We start from the raw sequence: 16,610 nt of genomic DNA, 5'->3' as shown, positions 1-16,610 counted from the left end.
GACGATGGAAACGACGGCGAATGTCCTGGTCGGCCTGGTAGCCGTCTTGCACGCGTACATCCTGGTTCTGGAGATGTTCCTGTGGGAGAAGGGGCCGGGCCGCAAGCTCTCCGGTTTCGATGCCGACATGGCCCGTGCCACCGCGCCGCTGGCCGCGAACCAGGGCCTCTACAACGGGTTTCTGGCAGCCGGGCTGATCTGGGGCCTGATCGCCGGTGACCCGACCGGATTCAGGGTCCAGGTCTTCTTCCTGGTCTGCGTGCTGGTCGCCGGCGTGTACGGCGGCATCACCGCGAACCGGCGCATCCTGATCGCCCAGGCGCTGCCCGGCGCGCTGGCCCTCGCCGCCGTCCTGGCGGCCCGGTGACAGCTCCCCAGGCAGACCCCCGGGCCGCGCGTACCCGGGCCAGGCTGCGCCAGGCCCTGCTCGACGAGTGCGCGCAGCGCCCGCTGGCGGACGTCAGCGTCGCCGCGCTGGTGCGCCGGGCCGGGGTCGGCCGCGCCACGTTCTACCTCCATTACGGCGACCTGGAGGCGCTGGCCGTCGACGCCTGCGCCGACGTGGTCCGCGACGCGGTGGACGCCCTCCACGCCTGGCGCGGCGCCCCCGATCCCGCAAGCCCGCCACCCGCGCTGGCCGTCTTCTTCACCGGTCTCGTCCCGCACGCCGGCCTCTACCGGAGCCTGCTGCGCCCCGGCGGCGGCGGTCCCCTCGGTCACGTACTCCACGAGGATCTGCGCGCCCGCAGCCACACCGAGCGCACCCTGGCCGGAGCACCACAGCCCGACCTGATCGCCTCGGCCGTGGCCGCGACCTTCGCCGGCGTGCTCGCCGACTGGCTGCACGGGCTCATCGAAGCTACTCCCGACCAGATCACCCACCAGGTCTGGCGCCTGCTCGTCACTCTGCACCGCGCCCGACTGCCCTGAGGCGATGAGAACAAGGGCCGAGCCGAACAGGCACAGCTCGGGGAAGCATCCGTGTCGCCCGTCGTCGACCTCATGACGGTCCGTTAGGCTCGGCCGCCGTACCGGTTTCGATCTTCACGGAGGGCAGGACGTCAAGGATCAATCGCGAACGGCTGGTCAGAACGCTGACATTCTGGCTGCGTCCCGTCTTCGCGTTGCGAGTCATCAACCGATTCCAGAGGATCGTCGGGTTCGACCGCTCGATGGCCCTGGCGTCCAGCGCTCTCACCGCACTGGTTCCGCTCGCGATCCTCGGCAGCGCCGCCCTGAGCGACGTCGTCCACTACGACTCCGCGGACCGGATCATCAAGCGCTACAGCCTCTCCGGGGCGGGCGCCGAGGCAGTCAACTCCCTGCTTTCCCCTGCCGAGAGCACAACCGCGAGTGTGGGCGTCTTCGGGGTGGTGTTCCTGACGATCTCGGTGCTGAGCTTCGCGCGGGCCTCGCAGCGGCTCTTCGAACAGACATGGGAACTCAAGCCGCTCAGCGTGCGCAACACCCGAAACGGCCTGTGGTGGATCCTCACTCTTGGCGTCTACGCAGTGGTCACCGGGTGGCTCGCCGCAGCTCTTGGCGGGGGCCAGCTGGGTTTGGTGACCGCGGCCTGTGAGGCAGCGGTCACCGGCGTGTTCCTGGTCTGGAGCGGGTGGATCCTGTCGGCCAAGCGGATCCCCTGGCCCGAGCTGATCCCTTTCGGTGTCACTGCAGCCGCGCTGACCGCGGCCTACTCGGTGGGCGCAACCCTCTACCTGCCGCGTCTCTTCAACTCCTCCGCCTCACGCTACGGGGCGGTCGGTGCCGTCTTCGCGATGATCTCGGCTCTCTTCGCAGCGATGCTCGTCCTCGTCGCATCGGCTGCCCTGGGACGAGAAGTGCGGGACGAACTCGGCCGGATCCGTCAGGGCCATCGCCCCTCGGACCATGAGGTCCGCCAGCAGTGGGACAGCCTGGTCGAGCAGACACGGTCGCGTTGGCGCACGGCACGGGAACAGGTCTCTCATCGTCGGACCAAGGGTGCGGACCGCTGAGTCACGTCGTTCATGGCAACGCACACCCTGCAGGGCTCACCCTTGGTGGAAGTCCACCCAGGGCTCACCCTTGGCGGAATTCCACAGCTCCCGAATCCAGGGAATAGTAGGCGCCGATGACGCGGGCCCGTCCCTGGGCTTCGAGGGGTTCGAGCATCGAGTCATGGTGCAACTGCTCCACGGTCAGGCGGATCTGCGCCCGGACGGTGTTGTCCACTTGGTCGCCCGGAAGAGGCTTGGCCGCCTCGTAGGCCGGTCGCAGGGCCTCGACGACATCCTCGAGGTGCGCGGGTGCCTCCCGGCCGGCGTTGAGTGTTTCCACCGCGAAGCCGACCGCGCCGCAGAGTTGGTGTCCCATCACGACGAGCAGCGGCGTCAACGCCTCGTCCACTCCGTACTCCACCGCTCCCTGCACCAGGCCGTCGTTGGTGTGGGCCGCGGTACGCACCACGAAGAGATCTCCGATACCGCAGTCGAAGACGATCTCCGGGGGCACGCGCGAATCGATGCACGAGAAGACGGTCGCCATGGGGTCCTGCCCAGCCGCCAGGGCCTCACGACGCGCGACGGTCCCGTGCGGATGGGCGAGCTGCCCGCTGACCCAGCGCCTGTTCCCCTCCAGCAGCCACTGCAGGACGCCCTCGGGCGTGAGTGGGCCGCGCTTCCGGCCGCGATCCGCGGCGGACGCCGTGGACGGTGCACCGTTCCGGGAAGGGACGGCAGGCTCCGTCATGTGGGCGTCTCCTCAAGGAAGGCGGTGCCGTGGCGTGCGACGTCTCAGCAGTGACTCGAACCGCATGGCTGGGTCGGCGGGCCGAGGGCAGCATCGCGACCCGCGCGAACTGCCGACGTTCAGTAAAATCCGTCGGTTCGACGCCCGCGACCCGGACAGACCCCTCCGGGCACCCTTGGGGGAGCCGACCGGGACGGGTACCAAGCCGAACGGTCGTCGGCGCCGGGACGGGGCCTCCGGATGCGGAGCGGTTGTCGTTGTGTTCGGATGCGGGAAGGTGGCAGCGAAGTGCAGTTCGGCTGTTCGGGTGAAAGGGCACCTTCATGGAGATGGCAGGTGCCCGGCCGCTGGCTCGGCTTTCGCTCCTGTGTGCCCTGGCAGCGGTGGCGATCCTGCTCGCGTTCACAGGGGAGGGCGGTCCGCTGATCCTCGTGATCGGGTTGGCGGGCCTGGTGGTGGCGGCGGCGGGGGTGTGGTGGGCGCTGGCGCATCGGGGGGTGGTGCGCTGGGCGGGTGCACTTCTCGCTGTCGCGGCTCCGGCGGCGGTGCTGGTGTTCTATGCCCGGACGGGACTCTGGGTGGTGGCGCTGGAGTCGCTGTTGCTCGGTGGCGCCGCGTTGACCTGCGGGCGGGCGGCTCTGCGCCGGGCGCGGCCTGAGCGGGGCATGGCGGCGATCGCCCGTCCGGCGCCGGTGCGGCCGGTGCTGATCATGAATCCGATGTCCGGGGGCGGCAAGGTGGGGCGTTTCGGGTTGGTGGAGGAAGCTCAGCGGTTGGGCGCGCGGGTGCTCCTGCTGGACACCGCCGTGAGCACCGATGTCGCCGCCTTGGCGCGCCGGGCGGTGGCCGAAGGGGCTGATCTGCTCGGCGTTGCGGGTGGTGACGGCACCCAATCCCTGGTCGCGGCCGTCGCGGCGGCACACGATCTCCCCTTCCTGGTGATCAGCGCCGGGACCCGCAACCACTTCGCCATGGACCTGGGTCTGGACCGTGCCGATCCCACTCGCTGTCTGGACGCGCTCACCGACGGCGAGGAGCTGAGGGTCGACCTCGGCATCGTGGCGGACCGCACCTTCGTCAACACCGTCTCGTTCGGGGCCTACGCGCAGATCGTCCAGAGCCCGGATTACCGCGCCGCCAAAGCCGGCACCGCCCTGAACGCCCTGCCCGATCTGCTGCTCGGTGATCAGGGCGAACGGCTCGACGTCGACGTGGACGGCACCCGGCTGGAATCCCAGCAGGCGCTGCTCGTGAGCAACAACCCGTACGCCGCAGTCGACCCGCTCACCGCCGGCCGCAGACCACGGCTCGACAGGGGCACCCTGGGCGTGCTCGGCATCCGGGTGGACGGGCCGGTCCAAGCGGCCGAGCTGGCTGTGCGCGGAGGCCAGGCAACCGGGCTGCACGTACTGACGGCACACCAGGTCACGGTCCACGCGGCTGCGGAGACCATTCCCGTTGCGGTCGACGGCGAAGCCCTGAACCTGTCGACCCCGGTCACCTGCAGCATCAACGCGGGCGTACTCCGGGTGCGGGTGCCCAGGGGCCGTCCCGGGGCGCCGACGGCCAACCCGCGTCTGAACTGGCGGCACCTCGTCGCCCTGGCCGCCCCCCGGTCGCGGTCGACTCCTGGCAGCGGCAATCGCACCGGGGAGGCAGCCGGCAAGTGAGCCCAGGAACAGGCTGATGCTCAAGATTCGTCACTTCTTGTCGGTGTCGACTGCCGGGGCCGGTGCCGAAGTGGCAGGGGAGCTGCGCGCCAGCAGTTGCTCCGCCAGGGTGAGTCGTTCCCGGAGCTGCGGGCGGCGTGTTTCGGGGCCGGCGTCCAGGACGTGCTGCGGCAGCAGCCGGATCCGGTGGAGGGCCAGGGGGACGGTCTGCGCACTGTTGATCACGTCGTCGAGAGCGGTGCGGACGTATCGGTCCCAGTTCGGGACCGGCACGATGAGCCGCAACGTACCCTCGGCGTCGCGGATGTGGCCGACGTCGAGCTCCCGGTCGGCCAGCAGAAGCAAGAGGTCTTCGATGTGGTCCAGGGCCTGCACGGCGGTTGCCGGGTCGTTGATCGCCGGGGACAGACCACGCAGGGCGATGTTCGCCAGCAGCCGAATGCCGATTTCGGGGTCCTGGTCGAAGGTGCGTTCCACTCCTGGTGCCAGGGCTGCCAGAAGTACATCGGATGGAAGCGTGCCTGCGTTGCCTGCATTGCCTGCGTGGACACGCGCCACGGGACGATTCCTGACCAGGAGTTGCCCAGGAGCCTGGCACAGCACGATCAGACAGTCGTGCGCGCGAGCCACCTCCACCAACGTGGGAACGTCGATGCCGCACAGCACTGCCCCATGGCCGGGCCAGGGGACAGGAACCCCGTCGGCCTCGGCCGGCCGGCTGGACCTGGCCGCGTCCGTGTCACCCAGAGGCCGGTCGTAGACGGTGTCGACGACGTGGCGTGTCCGGCTGCTGATCGCATGCAGGCAGGGGCCGAGCTGGATCGACGAGAAGGCACGGCTCTGCAGCGTGTACATGAATGCCAGCGTGACCAGTGCCAGGATCATCGCGATCACCGGGACCGCCATGGAGACTTCCGTTCGGCTGACGATGGTCAGCGCTGCGGCGATGCAGAAGACGAAGACCCCGAGGGAGAAGGCGAACGTGCGCCACACGAGTGGGTCGTCGCGGAACAGGCCCAGCCGCGGGGTGAAGGTCGTCGCGGCCCACTGAACGACCAGGAACAGCAGCGAGAAGATGATGCTGACCAGGCGGGCCGGAGACTGCCGCGGACTGCGCTGAGGTTGGCCACAATCTGCATTCTCGGCCCCCAGCCGGTCGAGCGACAGGCGGGACCGCCGCAGGAGTGGTGCGCGGCCGGACGAGGCGTAAATATGGGCACAAGGGTAGTGAGAAGGGTGTGCCGATGGTGCTCGACCTGATCCTGATCGGTCTGGCCATCACGCTCTACCCCCTGCCGATCATGGCCTTCGTGCTGGTGCTCTCCTCACCCGGCGGCGTCTGGAAGGGGCTGGCGTTCATCCTGGCCTGGTTGGCGTGCCTGGTGGCCGTGATCGCTGCGGTGCTGCTCCTGACCGGCGGGGAGCCGCCCGCGCCCAGGAGCCCGCCCTCCACAGCCGCACTGGCCGCCAAGCTGGCCATCGGCGTCTCCCTGGTCCTGTACGGCGAGCGCCGACGCCGCAGCCGCCGCTCCGCCACTTCCCAGGAGACGGCTCGATCCGCCTCGGACGAGGCCGCGCCGGCATCCCGAGCGCACCAGACGTCCGTGTGGTCGGCCGCCGGGCTCGCTGTACTGCTGCAGCCCTGGGGGATGGTCGCCGCCGCGGCCTCCACGGTCGTGGAGGCGGACCTCACCCACGGCGCGTCCTCCCTCGTCCTGCTGGCCTTCTGCGTCCTCGCCACCGCCAGTCTTCTGACGATGGAACTCCTGATGGTCTTCACACCAACGAGGGCCCAGCAAACGCTGACCGGTCTGCGCTCCTGGCTGGCAGCACACCAGGACCCGGCCATTGTCGCGATCTGCTTGTTCCTCGGTGTCTCGCTGGCAGGCAAGGCCATCTTCGACCTGACACGCTGACCCGAGTCCACACGAAGTGCGGGTCATCACTCCTGCAGGTCTTTCCACCGGTCGACCCAGGGGGCGTCGGCGCCGGGTTGGGCGTAAGCCAGGTTCAGCGCTGCTCCGATGACGCCGAGATGGCTGAAGCCCTGGGGGAAGTTGCCGAGTTGTTCTCCCGTGCCGGGGTCGATTTCCTCGGCCAGCAGTCCCAGGTCGTTGGCGCAGTCCAGGACACGGGTCAGATACGTCTCGGCGGCGTCGGTGCGGCCGGCACGGGCAAGGGCGGAGGCCATCCACAGTGTGCAGAAGACGAAGGTGCCCTCCTCGCCCTCCAGGCCGTCCTCGCCGAGGTAGCGGTAGACGTGGCCGTTGCGCGTCAGTTCGGCTTCGATGCGGTCGATCGTCGCCAGGATCCGGGGGTCGTCGGGCGGTAGGAAGCCCCGCAGGCCCACCTGCAGGGCAGAGGCGTCGAGCTCATCGTGTTCGAATGCCTGCAGGAAGGCACCGGTCTTCGGGTCCACCCCTCGGGTCTCCAGGGCGGTGCGCATCTCCTGGCGCGCGTCCTCCCAGCGCTCGCGCACCCCAGGGTCCTGGGTCAGTGCAGGGTTCAGGTCCAGGATGTGGAGACCGCAGTCCACGGCGAGCCAGGCCATCAACTTGGAGAAGACGAAGTGCCGCCGTCCTCCGCGGATCTCCCAGATCCCGTCGTCGACCTCCTGCCAACGCTTGATGTTCAGTTCCACCACGTCGCACAGGAAGGCGGCACTGCGCGGCGTCAGTGTGTGAGCACCGCGCAGCTTCAGGACGAGGAAGGCCGCAGCCAGCAGTTCGCCGTAGGTGTCGAGCTGGAACTGGTCCCAGGCGCCGTTCCCCACCCGTACCGGGCGCGACCCGCGGTAGCCGTTCAGATGGCCGAGGTCGACCTCATGGAGCAGCCGCTCCCCGCCGATGCCGTACATGATCTGCAGGTCCTCGGCCCGGCCGGCGGTGGTGCGCAGCAGCCAGTCCGCGAAGTGCTGGGCCTCTTCCAAGTAACCGATGGCGCCAAGAGCCGCGAGCATCGCTGCCGAGTCACGCAGCCAGGTGTAGCGGTAGTCCCAGTTGCGCTCGCCGCCGATCTCCTCGGGCAGCGAGGTGGTGGGCGCCGCGGCGAGGGCACCGGTCTCGTCGTAGATGAGCCCCTTGAGGACCAGGGCGCTGCGCACCAAGGCGTCGCGGTGCGGGCCTTGGTAGGTGCACCGGGCGGCCCAGTTGGTCCAGAAGGCGACGGTCTCCGCCAATCGGCCGCTCAGGTCCGTGGGGGAGAGCCTGCGAACGGTCAGCGCCCCGGCCGCCGCGTAGGTGAGGGCGACGTAGGCCACCTGCCCCTGGGCCACGTTCGCACGGGACGTGCACATGCCGGTCCCGTCGGTGGACAGCGCCCCCAGTTCGCTCTGCAGGAGCAGGGAGTCGGGGCCACCGGTGACCACGGCCAGGTCCTCGCCCGGGAGTTCGATGAAGGGAGTGGTGAGCCCGTACTCGAATCTGGGGGCGAACTCCAGCAGCAGTTCCACGGTGCCTGTCTCGCCGCGCACGGTGCGCAGGAGCAGCCCGTCCGGCGGTCGGCGCTCGACGCGGCCCGGGCGGGTGAGGTCCTCGCGTACTGGCAGACAGTCGGTGACCGTCACAGCGCCGGTGGCGGTCTCGAAGCGGGTTTCCAGGACGTTGGTGTCCGGCAGGTAGCGCCGCGTGGTGGTGTACTCCGCGACCGGGGCGATGCGAAAGTAACCGCCTCGTTCGCGGTCCAGGATCCGGGCGAAGACCGAGCGCTGGTCGAAGCGGTGGAAGCACGCCCACTCCACGGACGCGTCGCGGCCGACCAGAGCCACCGAGTGGCAGTCGCTGAGGAACGCGTAGTCGGAGATCGGGGGGAAGCCTGTCTCGGTCATGTCGATTCCTTTGCGCGATGGTCCGGCGGAAGGACATTTCTCGGGGGAGTGGATTCACGGGGCGAGCGATGGTCAAGCGGTGAAGTCGAGGATCACCTTGATGTCGTCCGGGTCCCGTTGCAGTGCTCGGACGATGTCGTGGGGAGCGAAGCGCCGTGTCACCAGTCCCTCAAGCCAGCCCCGGTCCGCCCGGCTGAGTGCTCTGGCGGCCAGGTAGTAGTGGCGGCGGTTGGCGTTGACGGAGCCGAAGAGCGCGAGGTTGCGCAGGACGGCGGTGGTGGCGAGCCCGCTCTCGATGCCGCCGGCGGAGCGGTCGGTCAGCGACCCGACGCCGGTCAGGCACACGATGCCGCCGGGCGCCGCCGCCTCGGCGGACTGCCGGATCAGCGCGGGCACCCCGGTGCACTCCACGACGATGTCCGGACTCAGCCCCAGGTCCGCCACCGCCCCGTTGTGATAGCGAGCCCCGAGTGCCTCGACGAGCACGGGTTTGGGGCCACCCGTGACCCGGTCCATCACGTGAACCTCGAGCCCCCGCTGCCGAGCCAGCAGGGCAGCCAGCAGCCCGATCGGGCCGGCCCCCACCACCAGCACGGTGCGCGGGTCCCAGAACGTCCGGTGGCCGATGGCGTAGATGTGCTCCCACGCCTTGGCCACCACCGAGGCCGGCTCCAGCAGAACCCCCAGCACGCCCAGCTCCGGGTCCACCTTGACCAGGTAGTCGGGATCGCTGCGCCAGCGTTCGGCCATGAAACCGTCACGCTCCTTGATTCCATGCTCGGTGTACAGGCCGTTGGAGCACATGTCCCACTCACCGACCGCGCAGTTCGGGCACGGCAGCGGATCCGGCCGTCGCACGATGCCCACCACGAGGTCACCCACGGTCGGGCCACCCGCTGCGGCGTGGGCCACGCGGCCCAGTGACTCGTGCCCCAGGATCAGCCGGTCCTTGCCCGGCGGGGCGAACCCGTACTCGCCCCGCGCGATCTCGGCGTCCGTGCCGCACACCCCGACCGCGAGCGACTCCACCACGACCGACCCCAGCTCGGCCCCCGGCTCCGCGATGTCCGACAGCTCCACCGATCCGCTCTTTCCGGGTATCACCGTCACCGCGTGCATGGGCCGCCTCGATTCGCCTACCAATTCGCCGACTCGCCGAATTCCTCAGGAACCTGACTCAACCGCTTCGCGGAACCGGCCGACTCCGCAGCTGGTGGCCGCAGATGACAGCGGCCCGCTGGCCCCACGCTTCCGACGGAGCTTCGCGTTCGCTTGGCCGGGTGCGCCGTAGTCGCAGGGTCCGTGAAATCTCCGGAGTGAGGATTTCTGGACGTGGCCCGGCCTGGCGGGCACGACAGACAACGAGGTGTGACTGCGGCATCACCTGGATCGCCGTTCCCACGCCTCCACGATTCACGCTACGCCTCAACACGTCCGTCGTCGCGCTATCGGGCCCGTACCCCTGGTCGCCAGGCGGGCACCCACGGTCACCGACCTTTGTGGTGCGCGAGGAGGAACGGCGCCCCGCACGCGCGCCCCGAGTTGTCTGCGGGCGACATGCTCAGCTGGTTTGGTCTCCTGTGTGGGCTTGGTGCTGGGCGGCGCCTTGTGGGGCGGTCATGTCGAGCAGGAGGACGGCGTCGTGGTCGGGGGTTCCGGGTTCGGCGGTGTAAACGCCGAGGCGGTGGCCGGGGGTGCCTTCGAGGGCCATGCCCTGGAAGGCGAGGGTGAGGGTGCCTACGGTGGGGTGTCGGAACGTCTTGGTGGTGTTCTTGCGGCCGGTGACCTCGTAGCGTTCCCATAGTCCGGCGAAGTCGGGGCTCTTGAGGAGTAGTTCGCCGACGAGGTGGGTGAGGTCGGGGGCATCGGGGTCGGTGCCGGCGAGGGCGCGTAGGCGGGCGACGCAGCCGCGGATCTGGTTGTCCCAGTTGGGGAAGACCTGGTGGGCGGCGGGGTGCAGGAACAGGTAGCGGGCGAGGTTGCGCTGGGTGGCGGGCCAGTCCTCCATCCCGGCGTACAGGGCAAGGCCGCCGGGGTTGTGGGCGAGGAGGTCCATGCTGCGGCTGACGACGTAGGCGGGATTCGGGCGGACGGCTTCGAGCAGCAGTCTCAGGTGGGGGCGCACGGTGCGGCTGGGTGCGGCGGCGGGCTGTCCGCCGTAGCGTGCGGCGCGCACGGCCAGGTCGCGTAGGTGCTGGTGTTCGGCGTCGTCGAGTTGGAGTGCGCGGGCGAGGGCGTCGACGACGGCGGGGCTGGGGCGGGTTTCCTTGCCGCGTTCCAGGCGGGTGTAGTAGTCGATGCTGACTCCGGCGAGCGTGGCCAGTTCCTCGCGTCGCAGCCCGGGGGTGCGGCGTACGCCGGGTCCGGGGGTCAGGCCGGCGGACTGGGGGCTGGTCTGGGTGCGGCGGGCGCGCAGGAAGCGTCCCAGTTCCTCGCCGCTGCTGTGCTGCTCGGGTGCCATGGCCCCATTTTCCCTCGGCCGCCACCGCGACACGCGGGTCCAGGGGGGCCCTGTCATGCCCCCGCTCGCCGTTCCCTGGCAGATCCCGGTCTGCCTGGCAGGGCGGCGCTGGGGCAGGCTCGAAGGTGCGCAGCGATGACCGTCGCCACACGGCGGCCCGCTCCCGGCAGCGCATCGCGCACGGCTGGCGGACCAGCCGCGCTCAGGTGACGGTGAACCGGGGCCGCCCCTCTGGGCACGGTCTCGCTGACGGACCCGAGAGGAGCGAGCATGGCGGACTGGGACGGTTCTGACCTGAAGAGGGTCGGTGCGGCCGAGGAACTGGACCTGTCGTCGCGGCGGGCGGACGGCTCGCTGCGGGCACCGGTGACGATGTGGGTGGTCCGCGCGGGCGATCACCTGTATGTGCGCTCGGTCAAGGGCACCGCGGGGCCCTGGTACCGGGGTGTGCAGTCCCGCCGCCAGGGCCGCATCCAGGTCGGCGGGGTGGAGCGAGACGTCGCCTTCGGCGTCGCCCCCGCCCGCGCCTACATCGACGAACTGATGCCGCACATCCTGGACGGCTCGATCCGCCCCGGACGCGTCTTCGACCGCACCCTGCCCCTGGAAGACATCGCCGAGGGCTACCAGGCGATGAACGATCGCACCAGCCTCAAGGTGGCGATCCGCCCGTGACCGCCCCCGGATCCAACGACCAGGCCGCCGCCACCCACGAGCGGCTATTGCCCGGCCACGTATCCACTGGAAGGCCGGTCCACCACCACTCCCGTCACCCGGATGGCGCAGGGCCTGGCGGTGCAGAAGCAGATCGTCGGCGGCCAGGCCGTGGACGCGACCTTGCTGCTGCCACCGACTTCCCTGTCGGGGAATGACCATCCGCACTACAGCAGCCCGCCACCTGAACAGGAGAGCAACGATGCAGCACGTCAGCCTCGGAGACCTGGACGTCGCCCGGATCGGACTCGGTGCGATGGGGATGTCCCACGGTTACACCGGTGCCGGAACCGACGATGAGCAGTCGATCCGTACCATCCACCGTGCCCTGGAGCTGGGTGTCACCTTCATCGACACTGCCGAGGTGTACGGTCCCTACACCAACGAGGAACTGATCGGCCGCGCTCTCAAGGGGCGCCGGGACCAGGTGGTGCTGGCCACGAAGTTCGGACTGATCTCTTACACAGGTCGGCAGGGCGCGGACAGCAGCCCGGACAGCATTCGCACCGCGGTGGAGGGCTCGCTCAAGCGCCTGGGCACCGACCACATCGACCTGTACTACCAACACCGGGTGGACCCCGGCACGTCGATCAAGGAGACCGTCGGCGCGCTGGCCGAGCTGGTCGCGGAGGGCAAGATCGGGCACATCGGCCTGTCCGAGGCCGGGCCCGACACCATCCGCCGCGCGCATGCGGTGCATCCGGTGACCGCGGTCCAATCCGAGTACTCGCTGTTCACCCGTGATCCCGAGGCCCGGGTGCTGCCGGTGCTGCGCGAACTGGGCATCGGCTTCGTCCCGTTCTCGCCCCTGGGACGCGGGTTCCTGACCGGCACGATCCGCTCCACCGAGCAGTTCGATCCCACCGACTTCCGCGCCGACAACCCGCGGTTCAGCGGCGAGAACTTCCAGCACAACCTGCGCCTGGCCGACGAGGTCGCCGCCGTCGCCGCCCAGACAGGGGCAACCCCTGCCCAGGTCGCCCTGGCCTGGCTGCTGGCCCAGGGCGAGAACATCGCCCCCATCCCCGGAACCCGGCGCGTGGCCCGGCTGGAGGAGAACGCCGCAGCCGACGCAGTCCGGCTGACCGAGGAGCAGCTCGCCAGGCTGACCAGCCTGCCCCCAGCGGCCGGCGACACCCACAACGCGGCCCAGATGCGCATGATGGAGCGCTGAGCCTGCCGCAGTCACACGTGCCCTCCGTCTGAGAGCGAGGAGCACCCCGTGGCGTTCGTCAAGGCGCAGCCGACCGCGCTGATCGGCACCCGCGACGGCACCGCGCCCGACGCCGACGGCCCCGGGACCACCTGGCTGGAGCACATCACCGACCAGCGGTACAAGGCCGAACGCACCCGCAGCCACTGACCGCCGAACGCACCCGACCATCACTGATGCCAGGAGGCACAGCACCATGGACCTGACCCTGAACAATGGCATCCGGATGCCGGCCCTCGGCTTCGGGGTGTTCCAGACGCCCCAGGACGTCACCACGGACTCCGTGGACGCGGCGCTCAAGACCGGGTACCGGCTCATCGACACCGCCGCCGCCTACGGCAACGAACGCGAAGTCGGCGAAGCCATCCGCCGCTCCGGCCTGGACCGCGACGAGGTGTTCATCGAGACCAAGGTGTGGATCAGCGACTTCGGCTACGACCAGACACTGCACGCCTTTGACAAGAGCGCCGGCAAGCTCGGTGTCGACCGGATCGACCTCCTCATCCTCCACCAGGCCCTGCCTGGCCGGTTCGACCTCACCAAGGACGCCTATCGGGCACTGGAGACCCTCCTGGCCGATGGACGGGTCCGCGCGATCGGGGTCAGCAACTTCATGCCCGACCACCTCGACGCCCTGCTGCAGCACGCCACCGTGGTCCCCGCGGTGAACCAGATCGAGGCCCACCCCTACTTCACCCAGCCCGATGTCCAGGCCGCGAACGCTGCTCACGGCATCCTGACACAGGCATGGTCGCCGATCGGTGGCATCACCAGCTACCGCGGCAGCGCAACCAGCACCAGCACCTTCGACGACCCCACCATCGCCGCCGTCGCCACCACCCACGGCAGGACCCCTGCCCAGGTCATGATCCGCTGGCACCTCCAGGAAGGGCGCTCCGCCATTCCGAAGTCCGTACGGCCCGAGCGAATCGCCGAGAACTTCGGCGTCTTCGACTTCGAACTCACGGCCGACGAGCTTGCGACCCTCGACGCGCTCGACACCGGCGTACGCGGCGGACCCGAACCCAAGGACATCACCCTGGAGACCTTCGGCCGGAACATCCCCGAAGCCTGAACAGCAGCAGCATCTCCGGACATCACCCTGGAACACGCCCCTCTGGAATGCGATCGCTCCACCGGCTCAACTGTCGGACGGGGTCCGCAATCGAGCCGGCTGACCAGCGAGAACTTAAGTCTGCGGAGAGTGAACGAGCCGTGCGCGCTCACCTCATGGTCGGGTGGCTCCTGGTGTCAGCGCCGCTACCCTTCGCGGCTGTTCTGGTGACTCTCGGCCCGGGTGTTGGCGTTGTGGTTCTCCACGCTGTGAGGTTCGCTGTTGACCGATGCGTTCAGCAGATCGACGCCCGTCAACGGATGCAAGTTGTTCAGGGTGCCATCGGCAACACCGGCATGTGCACTGGGGGTGATCAGGGCAGCCACCACTCCCGTGGCAAGGGAAGCAACCGCAAGCATCATTCGTTTCTTCATGCCTACTCAACCGGCAACCACGTGTGCCGGTCACGGCACAGTTCACAGTCGGCCGAATCCACTGGGTGGCGCCGTGCCTCAGCTCGGCAGCGGCTGTGCTGGCGTCCTCACTGTCACCGCAGGTCAGAGCGCTCGGGCCGCCTGCCCGGGGTCGTGGCCCTGCCCGAGGTCCTGGCCCTGCTCGGGCCGGGGCCGCTGATCGCGCGTACACCCGGGGCGGCACTGGCGACGTGCTCGTGCTTCGCCGCGCTGATCCTGCGGGGGTCAGGCTGCCTTGAGCGGGGTGCTGTCGTAGTACCAGCGGAATGGTCGCGCCTGGTCGTCGTAGGCGAGGGTGAATTCGCGGATCTGCTCGACGAGGTCCTGGCGGGAGTTGAACTCGCCTCGGCGCAGGAGTCGGCGGGCCAGGATCGAGAAGAACATCTCCACCTGGTTCAGCCAGGAGGCGCGCTTGGGGGTGTGGTGGACGACGAGGCGCGGGTGCTTGGCCAGCCAGGACCGGGTCGCGTTCGAGGTGTGCGAGGAGCCGTTGTCCAGGATCAGGTGGATCGTCGAATCCGCTGGGACAGCGTGCTCCAGCCATCGCAGGAAGGCGATGAAGGTGACCGAGTCGTTGCGCGTGATGTCCTCGACCGGACTACCGAGCCCGGTGGGCGATGGAGGTAGAGAGCGCAGACCTCGGCGGCTTTCGCGTAGAAGCCGAGTCCTCAGGGCGGGTGAGCCCGCCAGCGGCGCACGGTGTCCAGGTACAGCCGGAGCGTGCGGGCGATGACGGCGTTCGCGGTGCCATGTGCGCCGGCCAGGTCGACATGCGCTCGCTGCACCCGCCGCAGCGGCGCCGTTCGCGGGCTCGCCAGTTCTCGTAATAACGCGAGCTGGTCACTGTTCCAGAGCACCGCGAACGGACTGGACGACGTCATCCCTCACCTTCCCGAGCTTCTTGATCGCCACGAAGGGTAACGCTGCTGACCTGCGCTGGAGCGGTCGATGCCGGGCCGGGTTGGCAGGAAGTCCCGGTGTCCATGGATGCGGAGGCGCTGGCGATGACCGAATCGAGCCTGCCTCGGGTGTGCGTGAGATCGACGATGTGCTGGTCGATGTGACCGCGCTCCACAGCCAGGCGGTCGAGGAGTTCGGGTGTGGCCTTGCCGTCGATGACGCAGGGCGTGAGCTCGGCGATGATCTTGCTCGACAGACCGGCGGTGAACAGCTCCCGGACCAGGAGGATCCGGGCGACCGCGGTTTCCGGGTAGTGGCGCTGGCCGGAATTGCTTCGCTCGGCGGTGAGCAGGTTCTGCTCCTCGTAGTACCGCAGGGCCCGGGTGCTGACGCCTGTGCGGCGTGCGAGTTCCCCAATACGCATTCCGAGCTCCATGTGATCTACGCCATAACAACTTGCCTTTGACGTCAACGTCAAGTTTTAGCGTAGCTGACATGACCCCGGGGTTTTCGCTGGATACGTCACGGATCAACGCCGCACGCATCCTCAACGTCAAGACCACCTGACCCGCCACCCGCACCACACTGGAAAGAAGCACGCACATGACCCCCCACCAGACGACCGGCCTCACCGGCCCCGCTCCGACCCCGACCGTGACGGTCAAGCCGATCGTGCTGCCCGCCCCCCAGCGCGGCCAGGACCTGCACGTACGCGTTTCCGCACCGCTCACTGGCACACGCCTGCCGATCGTGCTCTTCGCACACGGATTCGGCTCCGACCTGGACGGCTACGCACCGCTGGTCGACCACTGGGCCTCTCATGGCTTCGTGGTGATCCAAGCCACGCATCTCGACTCCAAGCGGGTCGCCATCGCCGCAGACGACTCCCGCAGGCCGCACCTGTGGCGCTACCGCGTGCAGGACATGAAGCGCATCCTGGATGAGCTCAAGCTGCTGGAGGCATCCGTGCCCGGCCTCCCCGGCCGGGTCGACCACAGCCGCATCGTCGCAGCGGGTCACTCCTTCGGAGGCCAGACCGCGGGCATTCTGGTAGGTCTGCGCGTCACCGACCCCCAGACCGGCACCGCCGACGACCTGTCCGACTACCGGGTCATGGCCAGCATCCAGCTGGCCACGGCCGGCAAGGGCGGCGACGAACTGACCCCCTTCGCCCACGAGAACCTTCCCTGGCTCCGCGACCAGGACTTCTCCCACATCACCGCCCCCGGACTGGTGGTCGCCGGCGACAAGGACGATCTCCCGCTCACCACCCGAGGACCCGCCTGGACAAGCGATCCCTACACGCTCAGCCGCGGCAACAAGAGCCTGCTCACCGTCTTCGGCGGCGAGCACTTCCTCGGCGGCATCTCCGGCTACCGGGCAGCAGAGACCACCGACGAGGACTCCAGCCGCGTTGCCCTCGTCCAGCAGGTCACCCTCGCCTACCTACGCCACATCACCGGCATCGACCACACCGACTGGCAGATGGCCCGGTCCGTCCTCGCCGACGCCCGTGCGCTGGGGCGGCTGGACAACAAGTGACCCTCGGCGGTTGAAATACACGCCTTC

General features: G+C 69.2%; 18 protein-coding genes and 2 pseudogenes. 11 read left to right on the top strand and 9 right to left on the bottom strand.

Annotation, left to right across the window (positions count from 1 at the left end; translation table 11 throughout):
• Window positions 1–4: 4 nt before the first annotated feature.
• From C8250_RS01485 to C8250_RS01475, 3 genes are all read left to right on the top strand, one after another.
• Window positions 5–367 (top strand): DUF1304 domain-containing protein, encoded by a 363-nt coding sequence (locus C8250_RS01485; RefSeq protein ID WP_138351871.1) that lies wholly within the window; start codon window positions 5–7, stop codon window positions 365–367.
• Complete coding sequence (locus C8250_RS01480) at window positions 364–930, top strand: TetR/AcrR family transcriptional regulator (RefSeq protein WP_138351725.1); 567 nt, start codon at window positions 364–366, stop codon at window positions 928–930. Before C8250_RS01485 ends, C8250_RS01480 begins: the two co-directional genes overlap by 4 nt.
• A 194-nt stretch (window positions 931–1,124) precedes the next feature.
• On the top strand, window positions 1,125–1,997 hold the full coding sequence (locus C8250_RS01475) for a hypothetical protein (RefSeq protein WP_232485484.1): 873 nt from the start codon (window positions 1,125–1,127) through the stop codon (window positions 1,995–1,997).
• Between the two features lie 64 nt (window positions 1,998–2,061).
• On the opposite strand, the gene C8250_RS01470 is transcribed toward C8250_RS01475, so the two are convergent.
• Window positions 2,062–2,730 (bottom strand): carbonic anhydrase, encoded by a 669-nt coding sequence (locus C8250_RS01470; RefSeq protein WP_138351724.1) that lies wholly within the window; start codon window positions 2,728–2,730, stop codon window positions 2,062–2,064.
• Window positions 2,731–3,059: 329 nt separating this feature from the next.
• Between C8250_RS01470 and C8250_RS01465 the strand changes: the two genes are divergently transcribed.
• Window positions 3,060–4,400 carry a diacylglycerol kinase family protein gene (locus C8250_RS01465; protein ID WP_138351869.1) on the top strand — a complete coding sequence of 447 codons (1,341 nt, stop codon included), beginning with the start codon at window positions 3,060–3,062 and terminating at the stop codon, window positions 4,398–4,400.
• Window positions 4,401–4,430: 30 nt separating this feature from the next.
• Here the strand turns inward: C8250_RS01465 and C8250_RS01460 are convergent, their stop codons facing one another.
• Complete coding sequence (locus tag C8250_RS01460) at window positions 4,431–5,477, bottom strand: DUF2254 family protein (protein WP_274599421.1); 1,047 nt, start codon at window positions 5,475–5,477, stop codon at window positions 4,431–4,433.
• 167 nt (window positions 5,478–5,644) lie between these two features.
• Here C8250_RS01460 and C8250_RS01455 point away from each other — a divergent pair, with 167 nt between their 5' ends.
• Entirely contained in the window at window positions 5,645–6,316 is a 672-nt protein-coding gene (locus C8250_RS01455; RefSeq protein ID WP_138351722.1) for a GAP family protein, read from the top strand.
• Window positions 6,317–6,342: 26 nt separating this feature from the next.
• On the opposite strand, the gene C8250_RS01450 is transcribed toward C8250_RS01455, so the two are convergent.
• From C8250_RS01450 to C8250_RS01440, 3 genes are all read right to left on the bottom strand, one after another.
• On the bottom strand, window positions 6,343–8,226 hold the full coding sequence (locus tag C8250_RS01450; protein ID WP_138351721.1) for a glycoside hydrolase family 15 protein: 1,884 nt from the start codon (window positions 8,224–8,226) through the stop codon (window positions 6,343–6,345).
• Between the two features lie 72 nt (window positions 8,227–8,298).
• The gene (locus tag C8250_RS01445; RefSeq protein ID WP_138351720.1) at window positions 8,299–9,345 is read right to left on the bottom strand and encodes a glucose 1-dehydrogenase; all 1,047 of its coding nucleotides are present in this window, start codon (window positions 9,343–9,345) and stop codon (window positions 8,299–8,301) included.
• Between the two features lie 442 nt (window positions 9,346–9,787).
• Entirely contained in the window at window positions 9,788–10,687 is a 900-nt protein-coding gene (locus tag C8250_RS01440) for a helix-turn-helix transcriptional regulator (protein WP_138351719.1), read from the bottom strand.
• Window positions 10,688–10,957: 270 nt separating this feature from the next.
• Here C8250_RS01440 and C8250_RS43225 point away from each other — a divergent pair.
• The 5 genes and pseudogenes from C8250_RS43225 to C8250_RS01420 form a co-directional block, all read left to right on the top strand.
• Window positions 10,958–11,191 (top strand): annotated as a pseudogene (locus C8250_RS43225) (DUF2255 family protein); the annotation flags it as partial.
• A gap of 3 nt (window positions 11,192–11,194) precedes the next feature.
• A pseudogene (locus tag C8250_RS43220) lies at window positions 11,195–11,362 on the top strand (IMP dehydrogenase); the annotation flags it as partial.
• Window positions 11,363–11,603: 241 nt separating this feature from the next.
• On the top strand, window positions 11,604–12,575 hold the full coding sequence (locus tag C8250_RS01430; RefSeq protein ID WP_138351717.1) for an aldo/keto reductase: 972 nt from the start codon (window positions 11,604–11,606) through the stop codon (window positions 12,573–12,575).
• Between the two features lie 48 nt (window positions 12,576–12,623).
• Window positions 12,624–12,764, top strand: coding sequence for a hypothetical protein (locus tag C8250_RS01425; RefSeq protein ID WP_187144686.1), 141 nt, complete (start codon window positions 12,624–12,626; stop codon window positions 12,762–12,764).
• Between the two features lie 46 nt (window positions 12,765–12,810).
• Window positions 12,811–13,689 carry an aldo/keto reductase gene (locus C8250_RS01420; RefSeq protein ID WP_138351716.1) on the top strand — a complete coding sequence of 293 codons (879 nt, stop codon included), beginning with the start codon at window positions 12,811–12,813 and terminating at the stop codon, window positions 13,687–13,689.
• A gap of 185 nt (window positions 13,690–13,874) precedes the next feature.
• Here the strand turns inward: C8250_RS01420 and C8250_RS01415 are convergent, their stop codons facing one another.
• From C8250_RS01415 to C8250_RS01405, 4 genes are all read right to left on the bottom strand, one after another.
• On the bottom strand, window positions 13,875–14,102 hold the full coding sequence (locus C8250_RS01415; RefSeq protein WP_138351715.1) for a hypothetical protein: 228 nt from the start codon (window positions 14,100–14,102) through the stop codon (window positions 13,875–13,877).
• Between the two features lie 264 nt (window positions 14,103–14,366).
• Window positions 14,367–14,726, bottom strand: coding sequence for a transposase (locus C8250_RS43215; protein ID WP_331284061.1), 360 nt, complete (start codon window positions 14,724–14,726; stop codon window positions 14,367–14,369).
• 83 nt (window positions 14,727–14,809) lie between these two features.
• The gene (locus C8250_RS43210) at window positions 14,810–15,022 is read right to left on the bottom strand and encodes a hypothetical protein (RefSeq protein WP_244808937.1); all 213 of its coding nucleotides are present in this window, start codon (window positions 15,020–15,022) and stop codon (window positions 14,810–14,812) included.
• Window positions 15,019–15,465, bottom strand: coding sequence for a MerR family transcriptional regulator (locus tag C8250_RS01405; protein WP_138351713.1), 447 nt, complete (start codon window positions 15,463–15,465; stop codon window positions 15,019–15,021). Before C8250_RS01405 ends, C8250_RS43210 begins: the two co-directional genes overlap by 4 nt.
• Before the next feature lie 179 nt (window positions 15,466–15,644).
• Here C8250_RS01405 and C8250_RS01400 point away from each other — a divergent pair, with 179 nt between their 5' ends.
• Entirely contained in the window at window positions 15,645–16,583 is a 939-nt protein-coding gene (locus C8250_RS01400; protein WP_138351712.1) for a chlorophyllase, read from the top strand.
• The last annotated feature ends 27 nt before the right edge of the window (window positions 16,584–16,610 follow it).

Origin of the sequence: Streptomyces sp. So13.3, from assembly GCF_005860785.2 — a bacterium.
In the GTDB taxonomy this organism is placed as follows: domain Bacteria; phylum Actinomycetota; class Actinomycetes; order Streptomycetales; family Streptomycetaceae; genus Actinacidiphila; species Actinacidiphila fildesensis.
The sequence above is the reverse complement of the archived record's forward strand: the minus strand, read 5'-3'. Positions and strand labels throughout refer to the sequence as shown.